Genomic DNA, 17,971 nt, shown 5'->3' on the forward strand with positions numbered 1-17,971 from the left:
GCATGAAAGAAACCGTCATCTTCACCCCGGCGCCAGATGCGCCCAGGCGGGCGCGCCGCCTGATGATTCAAGGCACCTCGTCGGACGTCGGCAAAAGCCTGCTGGTGGCCGGCCTGTGTCGCGCCTTTGCCAATCGCGGCTGGGTCGTGCGTCCGTTCAAGGCGCAGAACATGAGCAACAACGCAGCGGTGGCGGTGGATGCCGATCTGTCCAGCGCCGTTTCGCTTTATGCGCCGGGCAGCGGTGGCAATGACGCCATGAAAGTCGGTGACGAGCGCCCGGATTGTGGCGAAATTGGCCGCGCGCAGGCTTTGCAGGCGCGGGCCTGTGGCGCAGAGCGTTCGGTGCATATGAACCCGGTGCTGCTCAAGCCTGAGAGCGATATCGACTGCCAGGTGGTCCTGCGCGGGCGGGTGCTCGGGCGCCAGTCGGCCAGCGCCTACCAAACGCTCAAGCCTGCACTGATGCCCGCGGTGCTCGACAGCCTAGAGCGGTTGTCGCAGCAAGCCGATCTAGTGTTGATTGAAGGGGCCGGCAGTGGCGCCGAAGCGTACTTGCGCGCGCAAGACATCAGCAACATGGGGCTGGCCGAAGCCGCTGATTTGCCAGTCATGCTGGTTGGCGACGAGTCGCGCGGTGGCGTGAGCGCAGCGGTGCTTGGCCATCGCCTGCTGTGGAGCGTGTCTGAGCGCGCGCGGGTTGCCGGGGTGGTGGTGAACAAATTCCGTGGCGACCCGGCGGTGTTCGCACCCGCGGGCGATGCCATCCAGACTGCCACCGGCTGGCCGGTGCTTGGGCTGGTGCGCTGGTTCGACGGCGCCACGCGCCTGCCGCAGGAAGATTCTTTGGCGCTTGACGTGGCCGCCCGCGCCACCTCGCCGACGCTTGCCGGTGCCGCCAAGCCGCTGACCATTGCCGTGTTGCGTACGCCGCGCATGGCGAATACAGACGATCTGGATCCACTCGAGGCCGAGCCGGGGGTGGTGCTGCACTGGGTGCAGGCGGGCGAGCCGATTCCGCGCGCCGCTGATGTGGCGGTGCTGGCCGGCTCCAAAGCGACGCGCGCCGACCTCGAGTTTGTGCGCGCGCAGGGTTGGCACCACGATCTGCACGCGCATGTGCGCCAAGGCGGGCGAGTCGTCGGCCTGTGCGCGGGCTTGCAGATGCTCGGTCGTATGGTGCGTGACCCGCTGGGTATTGAGGGCGCGCCGGGCGAGAGCGAAGGGCTGGGTCTGCTCGACCTCGACACCGAGATTGGCGGCGACAAGCGGCTGCTCGACCTGGACGCGGTCGACAGCATCAGCGGCTGCCGCGTGACGGGTTATGAAATGCACATGGGGCGCACGCAGGGCGCAGCGCTGGCGCGGCCGTGGCTGCGGCTAGCGCAGGCTACTGGCGAGCGCGCTGAGGGCGCGGTGTCCGCCGACGGGCGGGTGATGGGCAGCTACGTGCATGGCCTGTTCGCCAGCGATGACTTTCGCCACCACTGGCTCAAGCAAATGCGTGGTGATATTGTGCTGGGGGCGGCTGGAGATGGCGCGCCTGTCAACGCCTACGAGGCGCGCGTTGAAGCCGCGCTCAACGCCTTCGCCGCGCAATTGGAGGTCGACCTCGACCTTGACGCGATTTGGGCGTTGGCGCGATGAGGGGCAAGGAGACCGCCGATAACAGGAGTTGGCGACCTCACGCATCCGTAGACAACATTGGCTTGACGCCAGCAAATGCATGCCAAAACGCGCGTCGGCATGGTGCGTGTTGTGAGCCGCTGCGCCCGACGAGATGAATCTTGACTACGCCACCCTGGACGCCCTGCGCCGCCAGCACCCGGCCTGGCGGCTGCTGGTGGCTGACCATGCACCGCTGATTGCCAGCTTTTTGCAGCGCGTGTTTGTGGCACCCAATGTGCGGGTGATGGCGCAGTCCGACCTGGTGGAGGCGCTGCAAGACACGTTATATGGCTTGCGCGAGCAGTTGGGCGAGCAAGCTTTTCCCAAAAGCGCCCATGAGTATCTGAACGACTGGGCCGCCAATGACAAGGGCTGGCTGCGCAAGTTTTACCCAGCCGGTAGCGATGAGGTTCACTTTGACCTGACACCCGCCACCGAGCGTGGGCTGGCTTGGCTGGGTACCTTGAGCCAGCGTGCCTTTGTCGGCACCGAGTCGCGTTTACTCACCTTGTTTGACCTGCTCAAGCAAATGCACCAGGGCAGCGAGACCGATCCGCAACTGCGCGTAGCTGAGTTGCACAAACAACGTGACGCCATCGATGCTGAGATCGCCCGGGTGGCCGCGGGTGACATGCCGCTGCTGGACGACACCGCTTTGCGCGAACGCTTTTTGCACTTCACTGCGCTGGCGCGTGAGCTGCTGACGGATTTCCGCGAGGTGGAGCACAACTTTCGCGCGCTGGACCGCACGGTGCGCGAGCGCATTGCGCTGTGGAACGGTGCCAAAGGTGCGCTGTTGCAGCAGATCATGGGCGAGCGCGATGCCATTGCCGAATCTGATCAGGGCAAAAGCTTTCGCGCTTTTTGGGACTTTTTGATGTCGCAGCAGCGCCAGGACGAGCTGACGCAATTGCTGGAACAGGTGCTGGCATTGAAACCGGTGGCCGCCCTTGAGCCAGATCCGCGATTGAAGCGTGTGCATTACGACTGGCTGGAAGCCGGTGAACACGCCCAGGCCACGGTGGCCTTGTTGTCGCAGCAATTGCGCCGTTTTCTGGACGATCAGGCCTGGCTGGAAAACCGCCGCATCATGGACATTTTGCACAGCCTGGAAGCCCGCACGCTGGCGCTGCGGGCGCAGTTGCCGAAAGGCGATTTTGGAGCTATCGACGAGATCGGTGCCAGCATCGAGTTGCCTCTGGAGCGCCCGCTATTCAGCCCGCCGATCAAGCTGGTGCTCGACAACCAGGCGCTGCAAGCCGGTGATGAAGACCTGGACGCCTCTGCGCTGTTTCACCAGACCCGCATTGACAAAGCGCAGCTGGCAGCCCATGTGCGCCAGATGCTGCAACAGCGCAAGCAGGTCAGTCTGGCGGAGGTGCTGAGCGCGCACCCGCTGCAACAGGGTTTGAGTGAACTAGTGGCCTACTTGCAGCTGGCCAGCGAGTCGAGCGACACGCTGGTGGACGACACCGTGCAGGAGACGGTGCAGTGGCAAGTGGCCGACCCGGATGCGGCAGGTGAGCCCGTTCCCGTGATGCGTCAGGCCAGCCTGCCGCGCGTGATTTTTGTGAGGCATTGAGCATGCAATCTGTTGATTTGTTTGACAGCCCTGATCCATTGCGGTCAACGCCAGACGCTGACCCGCACCGGCAAATTCCGCCAACTTCGCCAATCTCGCCGACAGATCGACGCGCCAGGTGGGACGCTGACATCTCACCAGATGCAGATGCAGATGCAGCGCCGCGCCAGCCCGCTCACGACCTCACCACGCTGGTGATCCCGCTGCTCAAAGGCATGCTTTACCGCGATGAAGACGGTGCCCAGTGGCAAGCGCTGCTCAATTTGCAAGCCCGGGTGCGCGACTATGTGGCGGTGCTGGCGCTTGAACTGGTGCTGGATGAGTCCGAGGGCTATGCCTTTTTGCGCGCCCGACCTGAAACGGATGACGACGCGCCGAAGCTGCCTCGCCTGGTGGCGCGCCGCCCCTTGACGTTTCAGGTCAGTCTGCTGCTGGCATTGCTGCGCAAAAAGCTGGCTGAATTTGACGCCAGCGGCGGTGACACGCGGCTGATTTTGTCGCTGGAGGCGGTGACTGAACTGCTGCGCGTCTTCATGCCTGCCGGCTCCAACGAGTCGCGCCTGATGGACCAGGTGGAAACCCAGCTCAACAAAATCATCGAACTGGGCTTTGTGCGCCGCCTCAAAGCCCAGTCCGGTAAAGCACAGTCGCCCAGTTTTGAGGTGCGCCGCATCCTCAAAGCCTATGTGGATGCCCAGTGGCTGGCCGACTTTGATGCGCGGCTGGCGGCGTACCAGGTGCAGCTAAGTGTGGCTGATGCGGGCCAGGCATAGCTGCAGACGAGTAATTGCATTTCCATATCAATAGGATTTGTTGTTGTTTCGTCTTGCCGTGCGTCTGCACTGTCTGCGGCTTCGCTTCTCGCGCTCCTATCGATCTAAAAATGGAATGAGGGGTGACGGTTAAAATAGTACGGACAATCGGCGTACAATTTGTTCGCCCAACTTTTTGCGATTTGGAGCTTTTTATGCAAACCAGTCAAAATTCTTCTACCAAAACCCGAGGCGCGCGATTAGAGGCGCGCATCAGCGCCGAGCAAAAAACGCTGTTTCAGCAGGCTGCCATGCTGTCGCAATGTACGCTCAGTGAGTTTGTTGTGGCCAGTGCGCAAGAGGCAGCTGCCAAAATCATTCAAACGCACGAAACCATTGCGTTGACGCGCGATGAGCAAATCCGCTTTGTTTCGGCCTTGCTGACACCGCCCGAGCCCTGCGACCGGCTACGCCAGGCGGCGGCGCAGTACCGCCAGCAAACCGGCGCTTGATGCCCCATGGCACCCACTGTGCACCCGGCTGACTGGCGGGTTGAGCCTCTGCAAAAAAGTCATGCCCGCGAGTCATTCAACTGTGGTCATGCTGCGCTGAACCGCTACTTGCAGCAGCAGGCCCGTCAAGACGCCCAAAATCAGGTGGCCGCCGTGTTTGTAGCCTTTGCACCACCCCGGGTGCAGGTGTTGGGTTATTACAGCCTTTCAGCGTCGAGCATTCCAGTGGCAGAGCTACCCTGCGACTTGACCAAAAAGCTGCCGCGCTACCCACTTTTGCCGGTCACCTTGTTGGGACGATTGGCAATCGACCAGTCCTGCAAAGGGCAAGGTCTGGGTCAGTTTTTGTTGCTCGATGCCTTGTTTAAGAGCCTGCAGGCCGCCGCCAGCATTGCCGCCATGGCGGTGGTAGTGGATGCCAAAGATGCCGCTGCGGCGGCTTTTTACCAGCACTATGGTTTTGTGCCCCTGAACACCTCGGCGGGCAAATTGTTCTTGCCCTTAAAGACCATTGCGACGCTGTTTTGACAGCCCATGAAACGCATCGACAACATCAACGCGCTGGAAACCTGCAAGGGCGGAACCGGTGTGGCATGACCGATGTTTTGGATTGACAGTGTGTCACGCGATATATACCATGTACCATATCAATTAAAGGGAGGCCCATCATGCAACAAACCGCCAAAATATTTGCCACCGGCCGCAGTCAAGCCGTTCGGCTGCCGCTGGAATTTCGCTTTGATGTGGCAGAAGTTTATATTCGCCACGACCCTGTTACGGGCGATGTGGTGCTGTCGCGCAAGCCCACAGACTGGCAAGGCCTGCTGGATGCCGTCGCACAAAACATGGGTGAAGACCTGTTGATTGAGCGCCGCGCTGTGGCAACGCCCCAGGTCCGCCGCGACCCCTTTGAGGGCTGGCAGGAATGACGCAGCGCTACATGCTCGACACCAACGTGGTGAGCCACATCATGCAAGGGCGCGACGCTGCTTTGCTGGCTCTTTTAACCCAAGTGCCCGTGGGCCAAGTGGTGATTTCCAGCGTGACGCTGGCCGAGCTTGAATACGGTCTGCACTGCAAAGGGCAACCCGTGCGCCTGAAAAACGCCATGACCCAGGTGCTGCTGCACATGGATGTGCTGCCTTGGGATGAATCCGTGGCGCGGTGTTATGGCGTGTTGTGCAGCACGCTGGAAGCGCAGGGCATCAACCTCAGCGATCTTGACATGATGATTGCTGCCCACGCCGTTGCGGTGGATGCCACTCTGGTCAGCCGCGACAAGGCCTTTGCCCAAGTGCCCGCGCCATTGAGGCTAGAAACTTGGTGAGCAAGCCACCCAGCGCCCAGTTGGAAAATTGTAAGAAATAGAGATTTAAGAGAGCCATGAGACTCAAATTTAAAAAGCAGGCCTACCAGGCTGTTGACGCTGTTACAGCGTGTTTCGTCGGGCGGCCCAAGCGTAAGCTGGACGCCAGCAGCGACGTGGCAGACGGGTATGCGAAGCTTATGGCGTTGATGCAATGACCCAACCCGATCTCGACTTCAACACCGCAGCACTGTCGGGTTTCCGCCTGCAGCGGCTTGAAGTCTTCAACTGGGGCACCTTTGACAAACGCGTCTGGTCGCTCGAACTCGGTGGCCACAACGCGCTGCTGACCGGTGACATTGGCTCGGGCAAGTCCACATTGGTTGATGCGGTGACCACGCTCTTGGTGCCAGCCCAACGCATTGGCTACAACAAGGCCGCCGGGGCTGATGCCAAAGAGCGCTCATTGCGCTCCTATGTGCTGGGGCATTACAAGTCGGAGCGCAATGAGGCCAGCGGCAACGCCAAGCCAGTGGCGCTGCGCGATGCACGGCATTACTCGGTGATTCTGGGTGTGTTTCACAACGCCGGTTTTGATAAGACGGTGACGCTGGCACAAGTCTTCTGGTGCCGCGAGGCGGCTGGCCAGCCCGAGCGTTTTTATCTGGTAGCCGAGCAGGCGCTGTCGATTGCCGCCGATTTTGGTCAGTTTGGCACAGCGATTGAGCCGTTGAAAAAGCGTTTGCGCAAAAGCGGTGCCCAGCTGTTTGACACTTTCCCGCCCTATGGCGCGCTGTTTCGCCGCCTGTTTGGCGGGCTGCAAGAGCAAGCCCTGGAGCTGTTTTTGCAAACCGTGTCGATGAAGTCGGTGGGTAATTTGACCGATTTTGTGCGCCAGCACATGTTGGAACCCTTTGAGGTGGCCCCGCGCATTGCCGCGCTGATCACCCATTTTGACGACCTGAACCGCGCCCATGCGGCAGTGCTGACCGCCAAACACCAGGTCGAGATGCTGACCCCGCTGGTGGCAGACAGTGATGAACACGCCAGCCTTTTGGCCGCCACCGATGAGTTGCGTGCTTGCCGTGACGCGCTAAAAAGTTACTTTGCCCGGCTTAAATTAGCGCTGATCGACCAGCGCCTGCAGGCCTTGGCTGAAGACCTGGCGCGCGACCAGGCCAAGGTTAAAAAGCTCGAAGAAAAGCGCGCCGCCGAGCTTGCCCAAGAACGCGAATTGCGCCAAAGCCTGGCCGAGCGGGGTGGGGCGCGCCTTGCCCGCATCGAGGCTGAAATTGCCGCGCATCAGGCCGAGATCACCCGTCGCCAAGCCAACGCCGCGCGCTATGACGAGCTGCGCCGCACTTTGAACCTGCTGCAAGTCGGCAGCACCGAAGACCTGGTGGCGCAGCAGCAAACCTGCCTGCAAATGGTTGAGGTTGAGACCGCCCAAGCCGATACCGTGCAAAACACGCAGACTGAAAAAAGCGTTGAATTCAAACAAGGCCGCACCGAGCACGATGCCTTGTCGGGGGAGATTACCAGCCTGAAAGGCCGTCGCAGCAACATCGACGCGCAGCAAATCGCCATGCGCGCCGAGCTTTGCGCGGCCCTGCACCTGGATGAAGACAGCATGCCGTTTGTCGGCGAGTTGATTGAGGTGCGCGATCAGGAGCGCGATTGGGAAGGCGCCATTGAGCGCCTGCTGCACAACTTTGGCTTGTCGCTGTTGGTGCCCGATGCCTATTACGCCCAGGTCGCGGACTGGGTGGACAAAACCCGGCTCAAGGGGCGACTGGTGTACTTTCGGGTGCGCCTGCCGGTGCGCCCTGAGGCCGCTACTCTGCACCCCGACTCATTGGTGCGCAAGCTCAGTGTCAAACCCGATTCGCCGTTTTATGCCTGGGTAGACCGTGAGCTGCAGCACCGCTTTGATGTGGCCTGCTGCGCCACCCAAGAGCAGTTTCGCCGTGAGCTCAAAGCCATCACCCGCGCTGGGCAGATCAAGGCCGGGGGTGAGCGCCACGAAAAAGACGACCGCCACCGCCTGGACGACCGCGGCCGCTATGTGCTGGGCTGGAGCAACGCCGCCAAATTGGCCGCGCTACAGAGCAAGCGCCGTGTGCTGGAAGCGGCGTTGGCGCAACTCGCCAAGCACATCAGTGAGGCACAGGCACAGCTCAAAGGCATCAACGAGCGTCTGAGCGCGCTGGCCAAGCTGGTGGAATACCGCGACTACCGCGAGCTCGATTGGGGCTTGCCCGCGCGCGAGGTGGCCGCGCTGCAGGATGAACGCGCCCAGTTGGAGGCGGCCAGCGATATTTTGCAAACGCTCACCCAGCGCCTGGCCGCGTTGGAAACCCTGCAAACCGTCACCGACAACGCCTTGCTGGCGCAACGCGACCGGCGCGCCAAGGTGGAGCAAAAAATCACTGATGCGACGGCGCTGCAGCAGCACACGCTGGCGCTGTTGGGCGTTTCAGTTACTATTGATTCAGGAGCTACTGGCGCTTATTCGGAAAGGGCTGCAGGCCAATTTGATATAAAGATTGCAGACTTGCAAAATAAGTTGCTGGCCAAACAGGCGATCACCCTGGAATCATGCGACAACCGCCAGCAAGACCTGCGCGAGAGCCTGCAAAAGTCCATCGACGCCAACGATGCCAAAGCCCGCAAGCTGGTCGAAAAAATCATCGACGCGATGCGCAGTTTTCGCCACCGTTACCCGCTGGCCAGCCAGGAGGCCGATGTGTCGGTGGCGGCCGCCGGGGAATTTCGGGCGCTGCTCAAGCAGCTGCAGCTCGATGATCTGCCCAAATTTGAGGCCAAGTTCAAAGAACTGCTGAATCAGAACACCATCAACCAGGTGGCGCAGTTCAGCGCCCAGCTCAGCAAAGAGCGTGAAACCATCAAGGAACGCATTGAGCGCATCAACCAGTCGCTCACGCAAATTGACTACAACCCCGGGCGCTTCATCGTGCTCGAAGCCCAGCCCACGCCGGATGCCGAGGTGCGCGACTTTCAGACCGAGCTGCGGCATTGCCTGGACGGCGCCGTGTCGGGCGCTGCGGACCATGATGATGGCCAGTATTCCGAGGCCAAGTTTTTGCAGGTCAAAGCCATCATCTCGCGGCTGCGCGGGCGCGAAGGCCAGGGCGAGCAAGACCGGCGCTGGACCCATAAAGTGACCGACGTGCGCAACTGGTTTGTGTTTGCCGCCAGCGAGCGCTGGCACGAAGACGGCCGCGAGCACGAGCATTATTCAGATTCGGGCGGCAAGTCTGGCGGGCAAAAGGAAAAGCTCGCCTACACCATTTTGGCGGCCAGCCTGGCCTACCAATTTGGGCTGGTGTGGGGCGAGGCGCGCTCGCGCAGTTTCAGGTTTGTGGTGATTGACGAGGCCTTTGGCCGGGGCTCGGACGAGTCAGCGCAATACGGCCTGAAACTGTTTGCGCAGCTCAATTTGCAACTGCTGATCGTCACGCCGCTGCAAAAAATCCACATCATCGAGCCGTTTGTGTCAAACGTCGGTTTTGTCCACAACGAAGAGGGGCGTGATTCCAAGGTGCGTAACCTGAGCATGGCCGACTACCGCATTGAGCGCGATCGCCTTGAAGCATCAAAACAGCCTAAAGCCCTTATAGAGCAAGCGTTAGTAGCTATTAAAAATAAAGCAACTAACGCGGAAAAAGCAACTGACCCAGGCAAAGTCGTCAACCTCGAACCCGTACTGTCGGAGCCCCCGCCATGAGCTGGACCACGGCCAAAGACCTGCGCGCCCAGGTGCAAAAACTCTGGGACAAAGGCGATTTGCTGCGCCCTTTGGTGCATGGCGAGCCGTTTGAGCCGCGGCGTTTGCGCCTGTCGGGCCCGAGTTCACAGGAGCTGACGGAGCGCTTTGAGGCCGTGCGCGACTGGATCAGCGCGCTACGCGCCACGCCCAAAGTGCGGATAGAACTGCGCGAATTTCGCCACCGCGTGTTGGGCTTGTGTGCGGTGCCGGATGCGGTCTGGCTCGACAGCCTGGACGATGCGCTGGTGCTGATTGGTAAAACCCGTGAGGCAGCCCGCTTTGCCACGCTGGTGGCCAACACCCAAGCGCAAAACGCCGCCTTGTTGCCCTGGCTGAAAAAGCGCCCGCTGTTGGCGTTGGAAGTGACAGATGCTTGGGCGCGCCTGCTGGCCGTGGTGACGTGGTTGCAAGCCCATCCACGCCCAGGCGTCTACCTGCGTCAGGTGGATTTGCCGGGTGTGGACAGCAAGTTTCTGGAAACCTACCGCGCTGTGCTGGCCGAGTTGCTCGATTTGGCGCTGCCGCCATCGGCCATTGACGCCACCGCCAACGGCCTGAGCCAGTTTTGTCGCCGCTATGGCTTCAAGGACAAACCGCTGCGGGTTCGCCTGCGCGTGCTCGACCCGGCTTTGCGGCTGCTGCATGTCGGCACCAGCTCAGGCAGCGCTGCGATCGATCGGCCAAACCCATTGGACCAAGACATCACCTTGACCCAGGCCGACTTCGAGCGGCTGGACTGGCCGGTGCAGCGCGTGTTCATGACCGAGAACGAAGTCAACTTTCTGGCTTTCCCGCCAGTGCCGGGCAGTGTGGTGATTTTTGGTGCGGGCTACGGGTTTGACGCTTTGGCGCAGGCCACTTGGCTGCAGCGCTGCCCACTGCACTATTGGGGTGATATTGACACCCACGGTCTGGCCATTTTGGACCAGTTGCGTGCCCACTTCCCCCACGCTCAGTCGCTGCTGATGGACCGCACCACCTTGCTGGCCCACCCAGACCAATGGGGCAGCGAGCCGCAGCCTGTGCTGCGTGACCTGACCCGCCTGAACGCAGGCGAAGCCGCGCTGTACAACGATCTGCGCGACAACCGGCTTGGCAAACACCTGCGACTGGAGCAGGAGCGCATCAGCTTCCTCGCGCTGCAACAGGCGCTGAGGGCGATCGCGTGCCAAGTGTCGGCACCCGCAGACGGAGCGCCGCAGACGACGCTGCCGGACACGCCACCGGACACGCTGCCGTCCGCGCCCTGGCAAGCCCTCGTATGCCCTGAGACCGGCTGGACGCACGGTGGTACCGACGCGCTGGGTGCGGCGCGCTTTGACTTTTCCACCAACAGCAACGCCTGCGGCCCCTGCCCACCAGCACTGGCAGCGGTGCAAGCGGCAGACGCCACCCTGTACCCAGACCCGGCTTACACCGCGCTGCGCGAACGTTTGGGTACTTTTCACGAGGTGAGCCCAGGGCGCATCGTGCTGGCGGGCAGCGCCAGCGAAGCCATTTTTCGCCTCACCGCCTGGGCGCATCAACAAGGCGTGCGAGCGGTTCACCTGCCCCAGCACCATTACGGCGACTATGCCCGCGCCGCGCAAGCCTGGGCGCTGCAGCGCGTGGTTGATCAGCCCTCTGCCGTGGCAGGTTCGCTTTTGGCGCAACGCACGCTGGTTTGGGCCTGCGAGCCGTCCAGCCCCCTTGGGCAGGCGCACACCGGCTGGCCGAGTTGGCTGACGCCACACGCCAGCGACAAAGCTGTAAGTACCCGCACAAACGCGTCAGCAGCCCGCCAACCCCTGCTGGTGCTGGACCGTGCCTACGCCCCGTTGCGTCTGAGCGGCGTGTCATCGCTGAGTAGTGACCAACGGCAACATGTCTGGCAGTTGTTTACCCCCAACAAAGCGCTGGGTCTGGCAGGTGTGCGTGCTGCGTACTTGATAGCACCTTACGCTTATTCTGAAAGGGCTGGAGGTAAATTTTATGCAGATTTCCAACAGCTTGAGCGGCTGGCACCGTCCTGGCCGGTAGGCGCCCATGGTGTGGCTCTGCTGCAGGCCTGGACGCAAGCTGATACCCAAGCCTGGCTGACCGGGAGCCTGCACACCCTGCGCCACTGGAAAGCGCGCCAGATCGCCCAGCTGCAAACCCTGGGCTGGATCGTGCAGCCCAGCGACGCCAACTATTTTTGCGCCCGCCCGCCGCAGCCCATTGACCTGGCCGCCTTGCGCCAGACGCATGGCATCAAACTGCGCGACGCCACCTCATTTGGCTTGCCTGGCTGGGTGAGGCTGGGAGTGCTGGGGCCGGATGCGCAGGTTGCGCTGGCGGCGGCGCTTCAAGGTGCCCATTCAACTTGAAAGCCCACCGGAGATTTTTTATGACCGCGACCTGCATCATGGTGCTAGGCACCACCAGCGGTGCTGGCAAGAGCTGGCTGGCCACGGCGCTGTGCCGCTACTACGCTCGCCAAGGCCTGAAAGTCGTGCCGTTCAAGGCGCAAAACATGAGCAATAACGCAAGAGTGGTCGCGTCAAGCAATGGTCAGGGCGAAATCGGCTCGGCCCAGTACTTTCAGGCGCTGGCGGCCAAGGCGCTGCCTGATGTGCGCATGAACCCGCTCTTGCTCAAGCCTGAGGCCGACACCCACAGCCAGGTGGTGTTGATGGGCGAGGTCAGCGCCGAGCTCACCGCTATGCCCTGGCGCGGGCGCAGCGTGCATGTGTGGCCGCAGATTGCCGCCGCGCTTGACGAATTGCGTGCCGAGAATGACGTGGTGGTGATCGAAGGTGCGGGTTCACCGGCCGAGATCAATCTTTCGAGTAGCGACATCGTCAACATGCGCGTGGCGCTGCACTGCAACGCGGCCTGCCTGCTGGTCACTGACATCGACCGTGGCGGCGCATTTGCCCACCTGTATGGCACCTGGGCGCTGCTGCCTGCGCCCGAGCGCGCGCTGATCAAGGGTTTTGTGCTTAACAAGTTTCGCGGTGACGCCGCGTTACTGGCGCCCGCGCCGCAGATGCTGCAAGACCTCACCGGCATTCCCACCGTGGCCACCTTGCCGATGTGGTGGCAGCACGGTCTGCCGGAAGAAGACGGCGTATTTGATATGGCCCCCACGTTCGGCACGGGCGTGTCCTCACTGCCCCCCGAGGGGGCGCCCGCGTCTTCGGGCGGCCGTGCGCCGCTCAGTGACTGCAGCACCACGCGCGGCGAGGTGCAACTGACGGTGGCCGTAGTGGCTTACCCGCGCATTAGCAATCTGGACGAGTTCCAGCCGCTGAAGAACATTCCCGGTGTGCGGCTGATGTGGGTACGTTCGCCTGCCGAATTGGCGGGTCTGTCGCCCTGCGACTGGGTGGTGCTGCCTGGCTCCAAAAGCACCACCGCTGACCTGGCTTGGCTGCGCTCGCAGGGCTTGGACGCGGCTGTGGCCAGGCATGCGGCGCAGGGCGGGGCGGTGTTGGGCGTGTGCGGCGGGCTGCAGATGCTGGGTGAGGCGTTGGTCGACACGCACGGCGTGGACGGCAACGCGCCGGGGCTGGGGCTGCTACCGCTGGTGACGCTGTTTTTGCCGGACAAGACAGTGCGGCACACCCAGACGCGCTTTGTTGAAGACATGGGCGCTGAGGTCATGGATGGTTTGCCGTCCGATCCGCTGGCTCACTCGCCGGCTGTTGAGGGTCAGGCCGAAGGTCTCAATCTGTCAAAGGCCCATAAATTTGCCCCTGGCCTGACCGCCAACAGCCGGGGCCAATGGTCGGCGCAGTGCCACAACCCTTGGTCTGCATTGGCCGGGGTGCAGGTCAGCGGCTACGAAATCCACCACGGTCAAACCGCGCAGCACCCGGCGATGGCGCAGGCCGGTGATGTGGCGCGCGCGGTCTTGCCCGGCGGCTTGGGCTGGCAAAATGGCGCAGGCAACGTGCTGGGCATTTACCTGCATGGGCTGTTTGAAGATCCGGCTGCCCCGCAAGCCCTGTTTGCGTCGCGACTGGACGGGCCAGTGCCCACCCTAGATGCAGTCTTTGAGCGCATGGCCGACTTTATTGCCACGCACTTTGAGCCGGGTGTGCTTCAAGCCCTTTTGAAACCTTGACTCTTTAATCACTTTTTTATCAAACTGGAAAATCGATGAACCAAACTTTGCCGCAACTCGCTGACCTATCAAATGCCGCCTTCACCCAGGCACTGCAACACAAAATTGACACCAAAACCAAGCCGCTGGGCTCGCTCGGTCGCCTGGAGACACTGGCGCTGAGTATTGGTCAGATTTTGAACACCGATTGCCCGGTGCTCAAAGACCCGCAGATGGTGGTGTTTGCCGGCGACCACGGTTTGGTGGCGCGCGGCGTGTCGGCGTTTGCGCAAGACGTGAGCTGGCAGATGGTGGAGAACTATCTGACCGGTGGCGCGGCGGTGAGCGTGTTCTCGCGCGCCAATGGCATCGCCCTCACTGTGGTGGACTGCGGCGTGGCGCATGACTTTTTGGCCGGTTTGCCTGAAGGTGCCCAGCGCCCAGGCTTGATCGTGCGCAAAGTGACCGGCGGTGAAAAAGGCACGGCTGATTCGTCTGTACAACCCGCCATGACCGCCGCGCAATGCCAAGAGGCTCTGCAAACTGGCATGGACATCGTCAAAGGCTTGCCCGGCAACGCGCTGCTACTGGGTGAGATGGGCATCGGCAACACCTCGGCAGCGTCTTTGCTGCTGGCACGTTTGGCCGGGCTGAACATTGAGGTCTGCACCGGCGCCGGTACCGGGCTGGATGCCCCGGGCGTGCAACACAAGACCGAAGTGCTGCGCAGCGTGCTGGCGCGCCATCCCCAGGCGCAAGCCCCGCTGGAGGCGCTGGCCGCTTTCGGCGGCTTTGAGATTGCCGCCATGGTCGGTGCCATGATGCAGGCCGCTGCAGAGCGCCGCGTGGTGGTGGTCGATGGTTTCATTGCTACCTCGGCCCTGCTGGTAGCGCATGCACTGCAGCCCTTGGTGTTACAGCGCTGTGTGTTTTCGCATCGTTCGGGCGAGCGTGGGCATGAGTTCATGCTGCAACACTTGGGCGTGCAGGCGCTGCTGGACCTGGGGCTGCGTTTGGGCGAAGGCTCAGGTGGTGCGCTGGCCTGGCCGCTGCTGCAGTCGGCCTGTGTCATGCTGCGCGAGATGGCCAGCTTTGAGTCGGCCGGTGTGTCGGAGAAGGACAGCAAACACAGCGCCACGGTGTGATCACACGGGTTGCGCTGCCAGTCGACCCTGCTTTATGACCCCTGGGTGTGCAGCCCCGACCCCCTTGGGCGTGCTTGCAACGTTTGCCCGTGGGTTGCCTGAGTTCGCACAAGTATGAAGTCAGCGGCGGGTGGTCTGAACCGGACCGGGGGCAGGGCTGACGCCGTGGCCTCATGACGCTTCGCTTTTTTAAACCGGCTGCGGCATCCGCTCTACCCACGACCCTTAGTGTGGGTGCTAACCCCAACTTTGCCATGACCCAATTCACCCGCCACTACCTGCTAAGTCTGCAATATTTCACCCGCATCTCGCTCCCTAAGAAACTGGCGGACTGGGTGGGTTGGTGCCCGGTCATGCTGCGCGCCAGTACCGGCCATTTCCCCGGCGTGGGCCTGCTGATCGGTACGCTGGTGGGGTTGTTCACCTGGGCGCTGTTGCTGCTGCTGCCTGCCACTGGCTTGGGCGCGCTGGTGGCGGCGGCCTTGGGCACGGCGCTTTCGGTGCGGCTCACTGGCGCGCTGCATGAAGACGGCCTGGCCGACGTGGCCGATGGGCTGGGCGGCAGCGACGACCGAGTTCGCTCGCTGGCGATCATGAAGGACTCGCATGTCGGTGCCTTTGGTGCCGTTACGGTGATGCTGGCGCTGCTGTGCAAAGTGGCGCTGCTGGGGCTGCTGGGTGATGTGAGTGCGTCTCTGCTGGTCGTGGCGCTGATTTTGGCGCATGTGGTGTCACGCACTTGGCCGCTGCTGACCATCCGGCTGCTCAAAAACGTCAGTGATCCGGCAAGATCCAAGTCCAAACTGATGGCCGATCAGATCAGCCCGCGTGCGCTGGCGACCGGAGTTTTATGGTTTTTTTCGGCTCTAGCCCTTACTGTATATGCGCAAGTTGCTACTAACGTTATAGCTATTGAACTCTCCAATGCAGACCTGTTGCAAGCTCTGGCGACTGCGCTGGTGGCCTCGCTGCTGGCCTGGGTCTGGCTGACACGCTGGTTTTCCCGCCGCCTAGGTGGTTTCACCGGCGACTGCCTGGGTGCCACGCAGCAGGTGTGTGAGCTGGCGTTTTACCTCGGGCTGGCGGTGAGTTTGTGAGGCTGACCCTGGCGCGCCACGCCCAGCCGCTGGTGGCCGCCGGCGTGTGTTACGGCGCGCTGGACATGCCCGCCGATCTACAAGCCACCCAACAAGCCGCCGAAGCGCTTGCGCAAACGCTGTCAACCGGCGTGCGAATGCTCTGCTCGCCGCTACAGAGATGTGAGCTACTAGCGCAAACGCTACAAGGGCTACGGCCTGATTTGACGTATAAAACCGATCTGCGCCTGAGGGAGATGAATTTCGGCCGCTTTGAAGGCCAGCGCTGGGACAGCATCGCGCCTGGGTTGCTGGATGAGTGGACGGCCAATTTTTGGCAGCACCGCTTTGGCGGCGTAGAAAGCGTGGCAGAGCTCATGGCGCGCGTCGCCAGCGTCTGGGGCGAAGCCCTGTCCAGTGCGCAACCGCAGGTTTGGATCACCCACGCCGGGGTGATTCGTGCCGCCACGCTGCTTGACCAAGGTGTGCGTCGCATTGATCGGGCGCAAGACTGGCCGCAAGCGGCACCGGCGTTTGGCCAATGGCTGGTGTTGCCACCGCACCCCCGGACAAACGCAGGCGGCTAGATGGTGAACATCGACACATCGGTCAGCGCAGTCTCGTCGGGCGCGCAGGCTGCCAGGCCGACTGGGTCAAGCTTCAGCAGGGCCAGCAAAATCAGCGGCAAGTTCTCCACGCTGGCGGGCGTGACAGCGCCGTCGTCGGCCAGCCGCGCTGCCAAGTGCAGCACACCAGCCAGTGGGGCCACCGGGCTGCCCAGCAGCGGCTGCGCACCCTGGCGCAAACCGGTCACCAGCGCCGGCGGAAAGTCCCAGTGCCGGGCCAGCTCGGCCATGACTTCGCCCTCGTCAAAACCGACCAGGCTGCGCTGGCGCACCCAACGCTCGCCGGGCGCGGCGGGCAGCGCTTCGATGGCCAGCAGGCGCTCGGGGCGCACTTGCACCAGGCTCAAGCCGCCCAGGCGCAGCATCATGCCGCACAGCCAGGCCTCTTGGTCATCCACCTCGCACAGATCCGCCAGCCACTGCGCGTAGCCCGCACACAGCAGGCTGTCATGCCAAAACCGCTTGCGGTCAAAACCGGCCGGAAAGACGCAAGCGCGCGCCATGCACAGTGCCAAGGTCCGTGCGCGTACCGTGGTTACCCCCACCACACTCACCGCGCGCTCCAGGGTGCTGACCGTGCCCGACAGCCCAAACATGGCGCTGTTGGCCATGCGCAGCAAGTCGGCGGTCAGGGCCGGGTCTTTTTTGATGATGCGGCACACGGTGAAGGTGTCCACGTCGTCGTCGCTCAGGGTGCGGATCAGCGCCTGCCCGGCTTCGGGCATCACTGGCCATTGCACAGTTTGAACGAAGTCAGACAGGCGGGTAAATGGGGCTCGGTCAGGTACGGCCATGTGTTTTTTTCCCTGGTGGTTGTTGTGTTTTGGGTGCAAAGTCGCAACAGTTGGCCACAGCGCACACCCAACATTGCGGTGTGCGCGCTTGGCACACATAGCGCCCGTGCAAGATCAGCCAGTGGTGCGCGTCGGTCATGAATGCTTTGGGAATGCGCTTGAGCAGCCCCAACTCCACCGCCAGCGGCGTCTTGCCCGGCGCCAGCCCGGTGCGGTTGCCGACGCGAAAAATATGCGTGTCCACGGCCATGGTGGGCTCGCCAAAGGCCACATTCAGCACCACATTGGCGGTTTTACGGCCCACGCCGGGCAGGGCTTGCAGCGCCTCGCGGGTGCGTGGTACCTGGCCGCCATGCAGGTCCACCAGCATCTGGCAGGTTTGCAGCAGGTGTTTGGCCTTGCTGTGGTACAGGCCGATGGTTTTGATGTGGCTCTCCAAGCCATCCAGGCCCAGAGCCAGCACCTTTTCAGGGGTGTTGGCGACCAAAAATAGCGCGCGGGTGGCCTTGTTGACACTCCTATCGGTGGCCTGGGCTGACAGCAGCACGGCGGCAAGCAGCTCAAACACGCTGGAAAATTCCAGTTCGGTTTGCGGCTGCGGGTTGCTGGCGGCCAAGGTGGTCAAAAAGGTTTGAATCTGCGCAGGTTTCAT

The 17,971-nt window shown here is 62.3% G+C and carries 16 protein-coding genes; 14 read left to right on the top strand and 2 right to left on the bottom strand.

Annotated features, from left to right (window positions below; genetic code table 11):
* The first annotated feature begins 2 nt into the window (after positions 1-2).
* From BLL52_RS11285 to BLL52_RS11350, 14 genes are all read left to right on the top strand, one after another.
* Positions 3-1,646, top strand: coding sequence for a cobyric acid synthase (locus tag BLL52_RS11285; RefSeq protein ID WP_075586744.1), 1,644 nt, complete (start codon positions 3-5; stop codon positions 1,644-1,646).
* 133 nt (positions 1,647-1,779) lie between these two features.
* Positions 1,780-3,249 carry a DUF3375 domain-containing protein gene (locus BLL52_RS11290; protein WP_075586745.1) on the top strand — a complete coding sequence of 490 codons (1,470 nt, stop codon included), beginning with the start codon at positions 1,780-1,782 and terminating at the stop codon, positions 3,247-3,249.
* A gap of 2 nt (positions 3,250-3,251) precedes the next feature.
* Positions 3,252-4,022 (top strand): DUF4194 domain-containing protein, encoded by a 771-nt coding sequence (locus BLL52_RS11295; RefSeq protein WP_083633907.1) that lies wholly within the window; start codon positions 3,252-3,254, stop codon positions 4,020-4,022.
* Positions 4,023-4,216: 194 nt separating this feature from the next.
* Positions 4,217-4,513, top strand: coding sequence for a type II toxin-antitoxin system TacA family antitoxin (locus BLL52_RS11300; protein ID WP_075586746.1), 297 nt, complete (start codon positions 4,217-4,219; stop codon positions 4,511-4,513).
* Between the two features lie 6 nt (positions 4,514-4,519).
* Positions 4,520-5,041 carry a GNAT family N-acetyltransferase gene (locus BLL52_RS11305; protein WP_075586747.1) on the top strand — a complete coding sequence of 174 codons (522 nt, stop codon included), beginning with the start codon at positions 4,520-4,522 and terminating at the stop codon, positions 5,039-5,041.
* Positions 5,042-5,181: 140 nt separating this feature from the next.
* Positions 5,182-5,442 (top strand): antitoxin, encoded by a 261-nt coding sequence (locus tag BLL52_RS11310; RefSeq protein ID WP_075586748.1) that lies wholly within the window; start codon positions 5,182-5,184, stop codon positions 5,440-5,442.
* Positions 5,439-5,840, top strand: a complete 402-nt coding sequence (locus BLL52_RS11315) for a type II toxin-antitoxin system VapC family toxin (RefSeq protein WP_075586749.1) — start codon at positions 5,439-5,441, stop codon at positions 5,838-5,840. Before BLL52_RS11310 ends, BLL52_RS11315 begins: the two co-directional genes overlap by 4 nt.
* A gap of 56 nt (positions 5,841-5,896) precedes the next feature.
* The gene (locus BLL52_RS20780; protein ID WP_156876214.1) at positions 5,897-6,037 is read left to right on the top strand and encodes a hypothetical protein; all 141 of its coding nucleotides are present in this window, start codon (positions 5,897-5,899) and stop codon (positions 6,035-6,037) included.
* Positions 6,034-9,567 carry an ATP-binding protein gene (locus BLL52_RS11320; RefSeq protein ID WP_075586750.1) on the top strand — a complete coding sequence of 1,178 codons (3,534 nt, stop codon included), beginning with the start codon at positions 6,034-6,036 and terminating at the stop codon, positions 9,565-9,567. The genes BLL52_RS20780 and BLL52_RS11320 overlap by 4 nt, the downstream gene beginning before the upstream one ends.
* A complete protein-coding gene (locus BLL52_RS21855) occupies positions 9,564-11,957 on the top strand; it encodes an aminotransferase class I/II-fold pyridoxal phosphate-dependent enzyme (RefSeq protein WP_075586751.1) in 2,394 nt (797 codons plus the stop codon). The genes BLL52_RS11320 and BLL52_RS21855 overlap by 4 nt, the downstream gene beginning before the upstream one ends.
* 20 nt (positions 11,958-11,977) lie before the next feature.
* Complete coding sequence (locus tag BLL52_RS11330; protein WP_083633908.1) at positions 11,978-13,699, top strand: cobyric acid synthase; 1,722 nt, start codon at positions 11,978-11,980, stop codon at positions 13,697-13,699.
* 35 nt (positions 13,700-13,734) lie between these two features.
* Positions 13,735-14,823, top strand: coding sequence for a nicotinate-nucleotide--dimethylbenzimidazole phosphoribosyltransferase (gene cobT, locus BLL52_RS11340; protein WP_075586752.1), 1,089 nt, complete (start codon positions 13,735-13,737; stop codon positions 14,821-14,823).
* A gap of 254 nt (positions 14,824-15,077) precedes the next feature.
* Positions 15,078-15,920 carry an adenosylcobinamide-GDP ribazoletransferase gene (locus BLL52_RS11345; RefSeq protein ID WP_075586753.1) on the top strand — a complete coding sequence of 281 codons (843 nt, stop codon included), beginning with the start codon at positions 15,078-15,080 and terminating at the stop codon, positions 15,918-15,920.
* The gene (locus tag BLL52_RS11350) at positions 15,917-16,486 is read left to right on the top strand and encodes a histidine phosphatase family protein (RefSeq protein WP_075586754.1); all 570 of its coding nucleotides are present in this window, start codon (positions 15,917-15,919) and stop codon (positions 16,484-16,486) included. Before BLL52_RS11345 ends, BLL52_RS11350 begins: the two co-directional genes overlap by 4 nt.
* Here the strand turns inward: BLL52_RS11350 and BLL52_RS11355 are convergent.
* Both BLL52_RS11355 and nth read right to left on the bottom strand, forming a co-directional pair.
* Positions 16,483-17,319 (bottom strand): HDOD domain-containing protein, encoded by an 837-nt coding sequence (locus tag BLL52_RS11355; RefSeq protein WP_075587214.1) that lies wholly within the window; start codon positions 17,317-17,319, stop codon positions 16,483-16,485. The two genes, BLL52_RS11350 and BLL52_RS11355, sit on opposite strands and share 4 nt — an antisense overlap.
* On the bottom strand, positions 17,306-17,971 hold the full coding sequence (nth, locus tag BLL52_RS11360; protein ID WP_075586755.1) for an endonuclease III: 666 nt from the start codon (positions 17,969-17,971) through the stop codon (positions 17,306-17,308). Before nth ends, BLL52_RS11355 begins: the two co-directional genes overlap by 14 nt.

It is taken from the genome of Rhodoferax antarcticus ANT.BR, assembly GCF_001938565.1.
In the GTDB taxonomy this organism is placed as follows: Bacteria; Pseudomonadota; Gammaproteobacteria; order Burkholderiales; family Burkholderiaceae_C; genus Rhodoferax; species Rhodoferax antarcticus.

Excerpts from the sequence above, each read along its gene's own strand:
- BLL52_RS11285 (WP_075586744.1), top strand. The coding sequence starts at position 3 with ATGAAAGAAACCGTCATCTTCACCCCGGCGCCAGATGCGCCCAGGCGG.
- BLL52_RS11290 (WP_075586745.1), top strand. The coding sequence starts at position 1,780 with ATGAATCTTGACTACGCCACCCTGGACGCCCTGCGCCGCCAGCACCCG.
- BLL52_RS11295 (WP_083633907.1), top strand. The coding sequence starts at position 3,252 with ATGCAATCTGTTGATTTGTTTGACAGCCCTGATCCATTGCGGTCAACG.
- BLL52_RS11300 (WP_075586746.1), top strand. The coding sequence starts at position 4,217 with ATGCAAACCAGTCAAAATTCTTCTACCAAAACCCGAGGCGCGCGATTA.
- BLL52_RS11305 (WP_075586747.1), top strand. The coding sequence starts at position 4,520 with ATGGCACCCACTGTGCACCCGGCTGACTGGCGGGTTGAGCCTCTGCAA.
- BLL52_RS11310 (WP_075586748.1), top strand. The coding sequence starts at position 5,182 with ATGCAACAAACCGCCAAAATATTTGCCACCGGCCGCAGTCAAGCCGTT.
- BLL52_RS11315 (WP_075586749.1), top strand. The coding sequence starts at position 5,439 with ATGACGCAGCGCTACATGCTCGACACCAACGTGGTGAGCCACATCATG.
- BLL52_RS20780 (WP_156876214.1), top strand. The coding sequence starts at position 5,897 with ATGAGACTCAAATTTAAAAAGCAGGCCTACCAGGCTGTTGACGCTGTT.
- BLL52_RS11320 (WP_075586750.1), top strand. The coding sequence starts at position 6,034 with ATGACCCAACCCGATCTCGACTTCAACACCGCAGCACTGTCGGGTTTC.
- BLL52_RS21855 (WP_075586751.1), top strand. The coding sequence starts at position 9,564 with ATGAGCTGGACCACGGCCAAAGACCTGCGCGCCCAGGTGCAAAAACTC.
- BLL52_RS11330 (WP_083633908.1), top strand. The coding sequence starts at position 11,978 with ATGACCGCGACCTGCATCATGGTGCTAGGCACCACCAGCGGTGCTGGC.
- cobT (WP_075586752.1), top strand. The coding sequence starts at position 13,735 with ATGAACCAAACTTTGCCGCAACTCGCTGACCTATCAAATGCCGCCTTC.
- BLL52_RS11345 (WP_075586753.1), top strand. The coding sequence starts at position 15,078 with ATGACCCAATTCACCCGCCACTACCTGCTAAGTCTGCAATATTTCACC.
- BLL52_RS11355 (WP_075587214.1), bottom strand. The coding sequence starts at position 17,319 with ATGGCCGTACCTGACCGAGCCCCATTTACCCGCCTGTCTGACTTCGTT.
- nth (WP_075586755.1), bottom strand. The coding sequence starts at position 17,971 with ATGAAACCTGCGCAGATTCAAACCTTTTTGACCACCTTGGCCGCCAGC.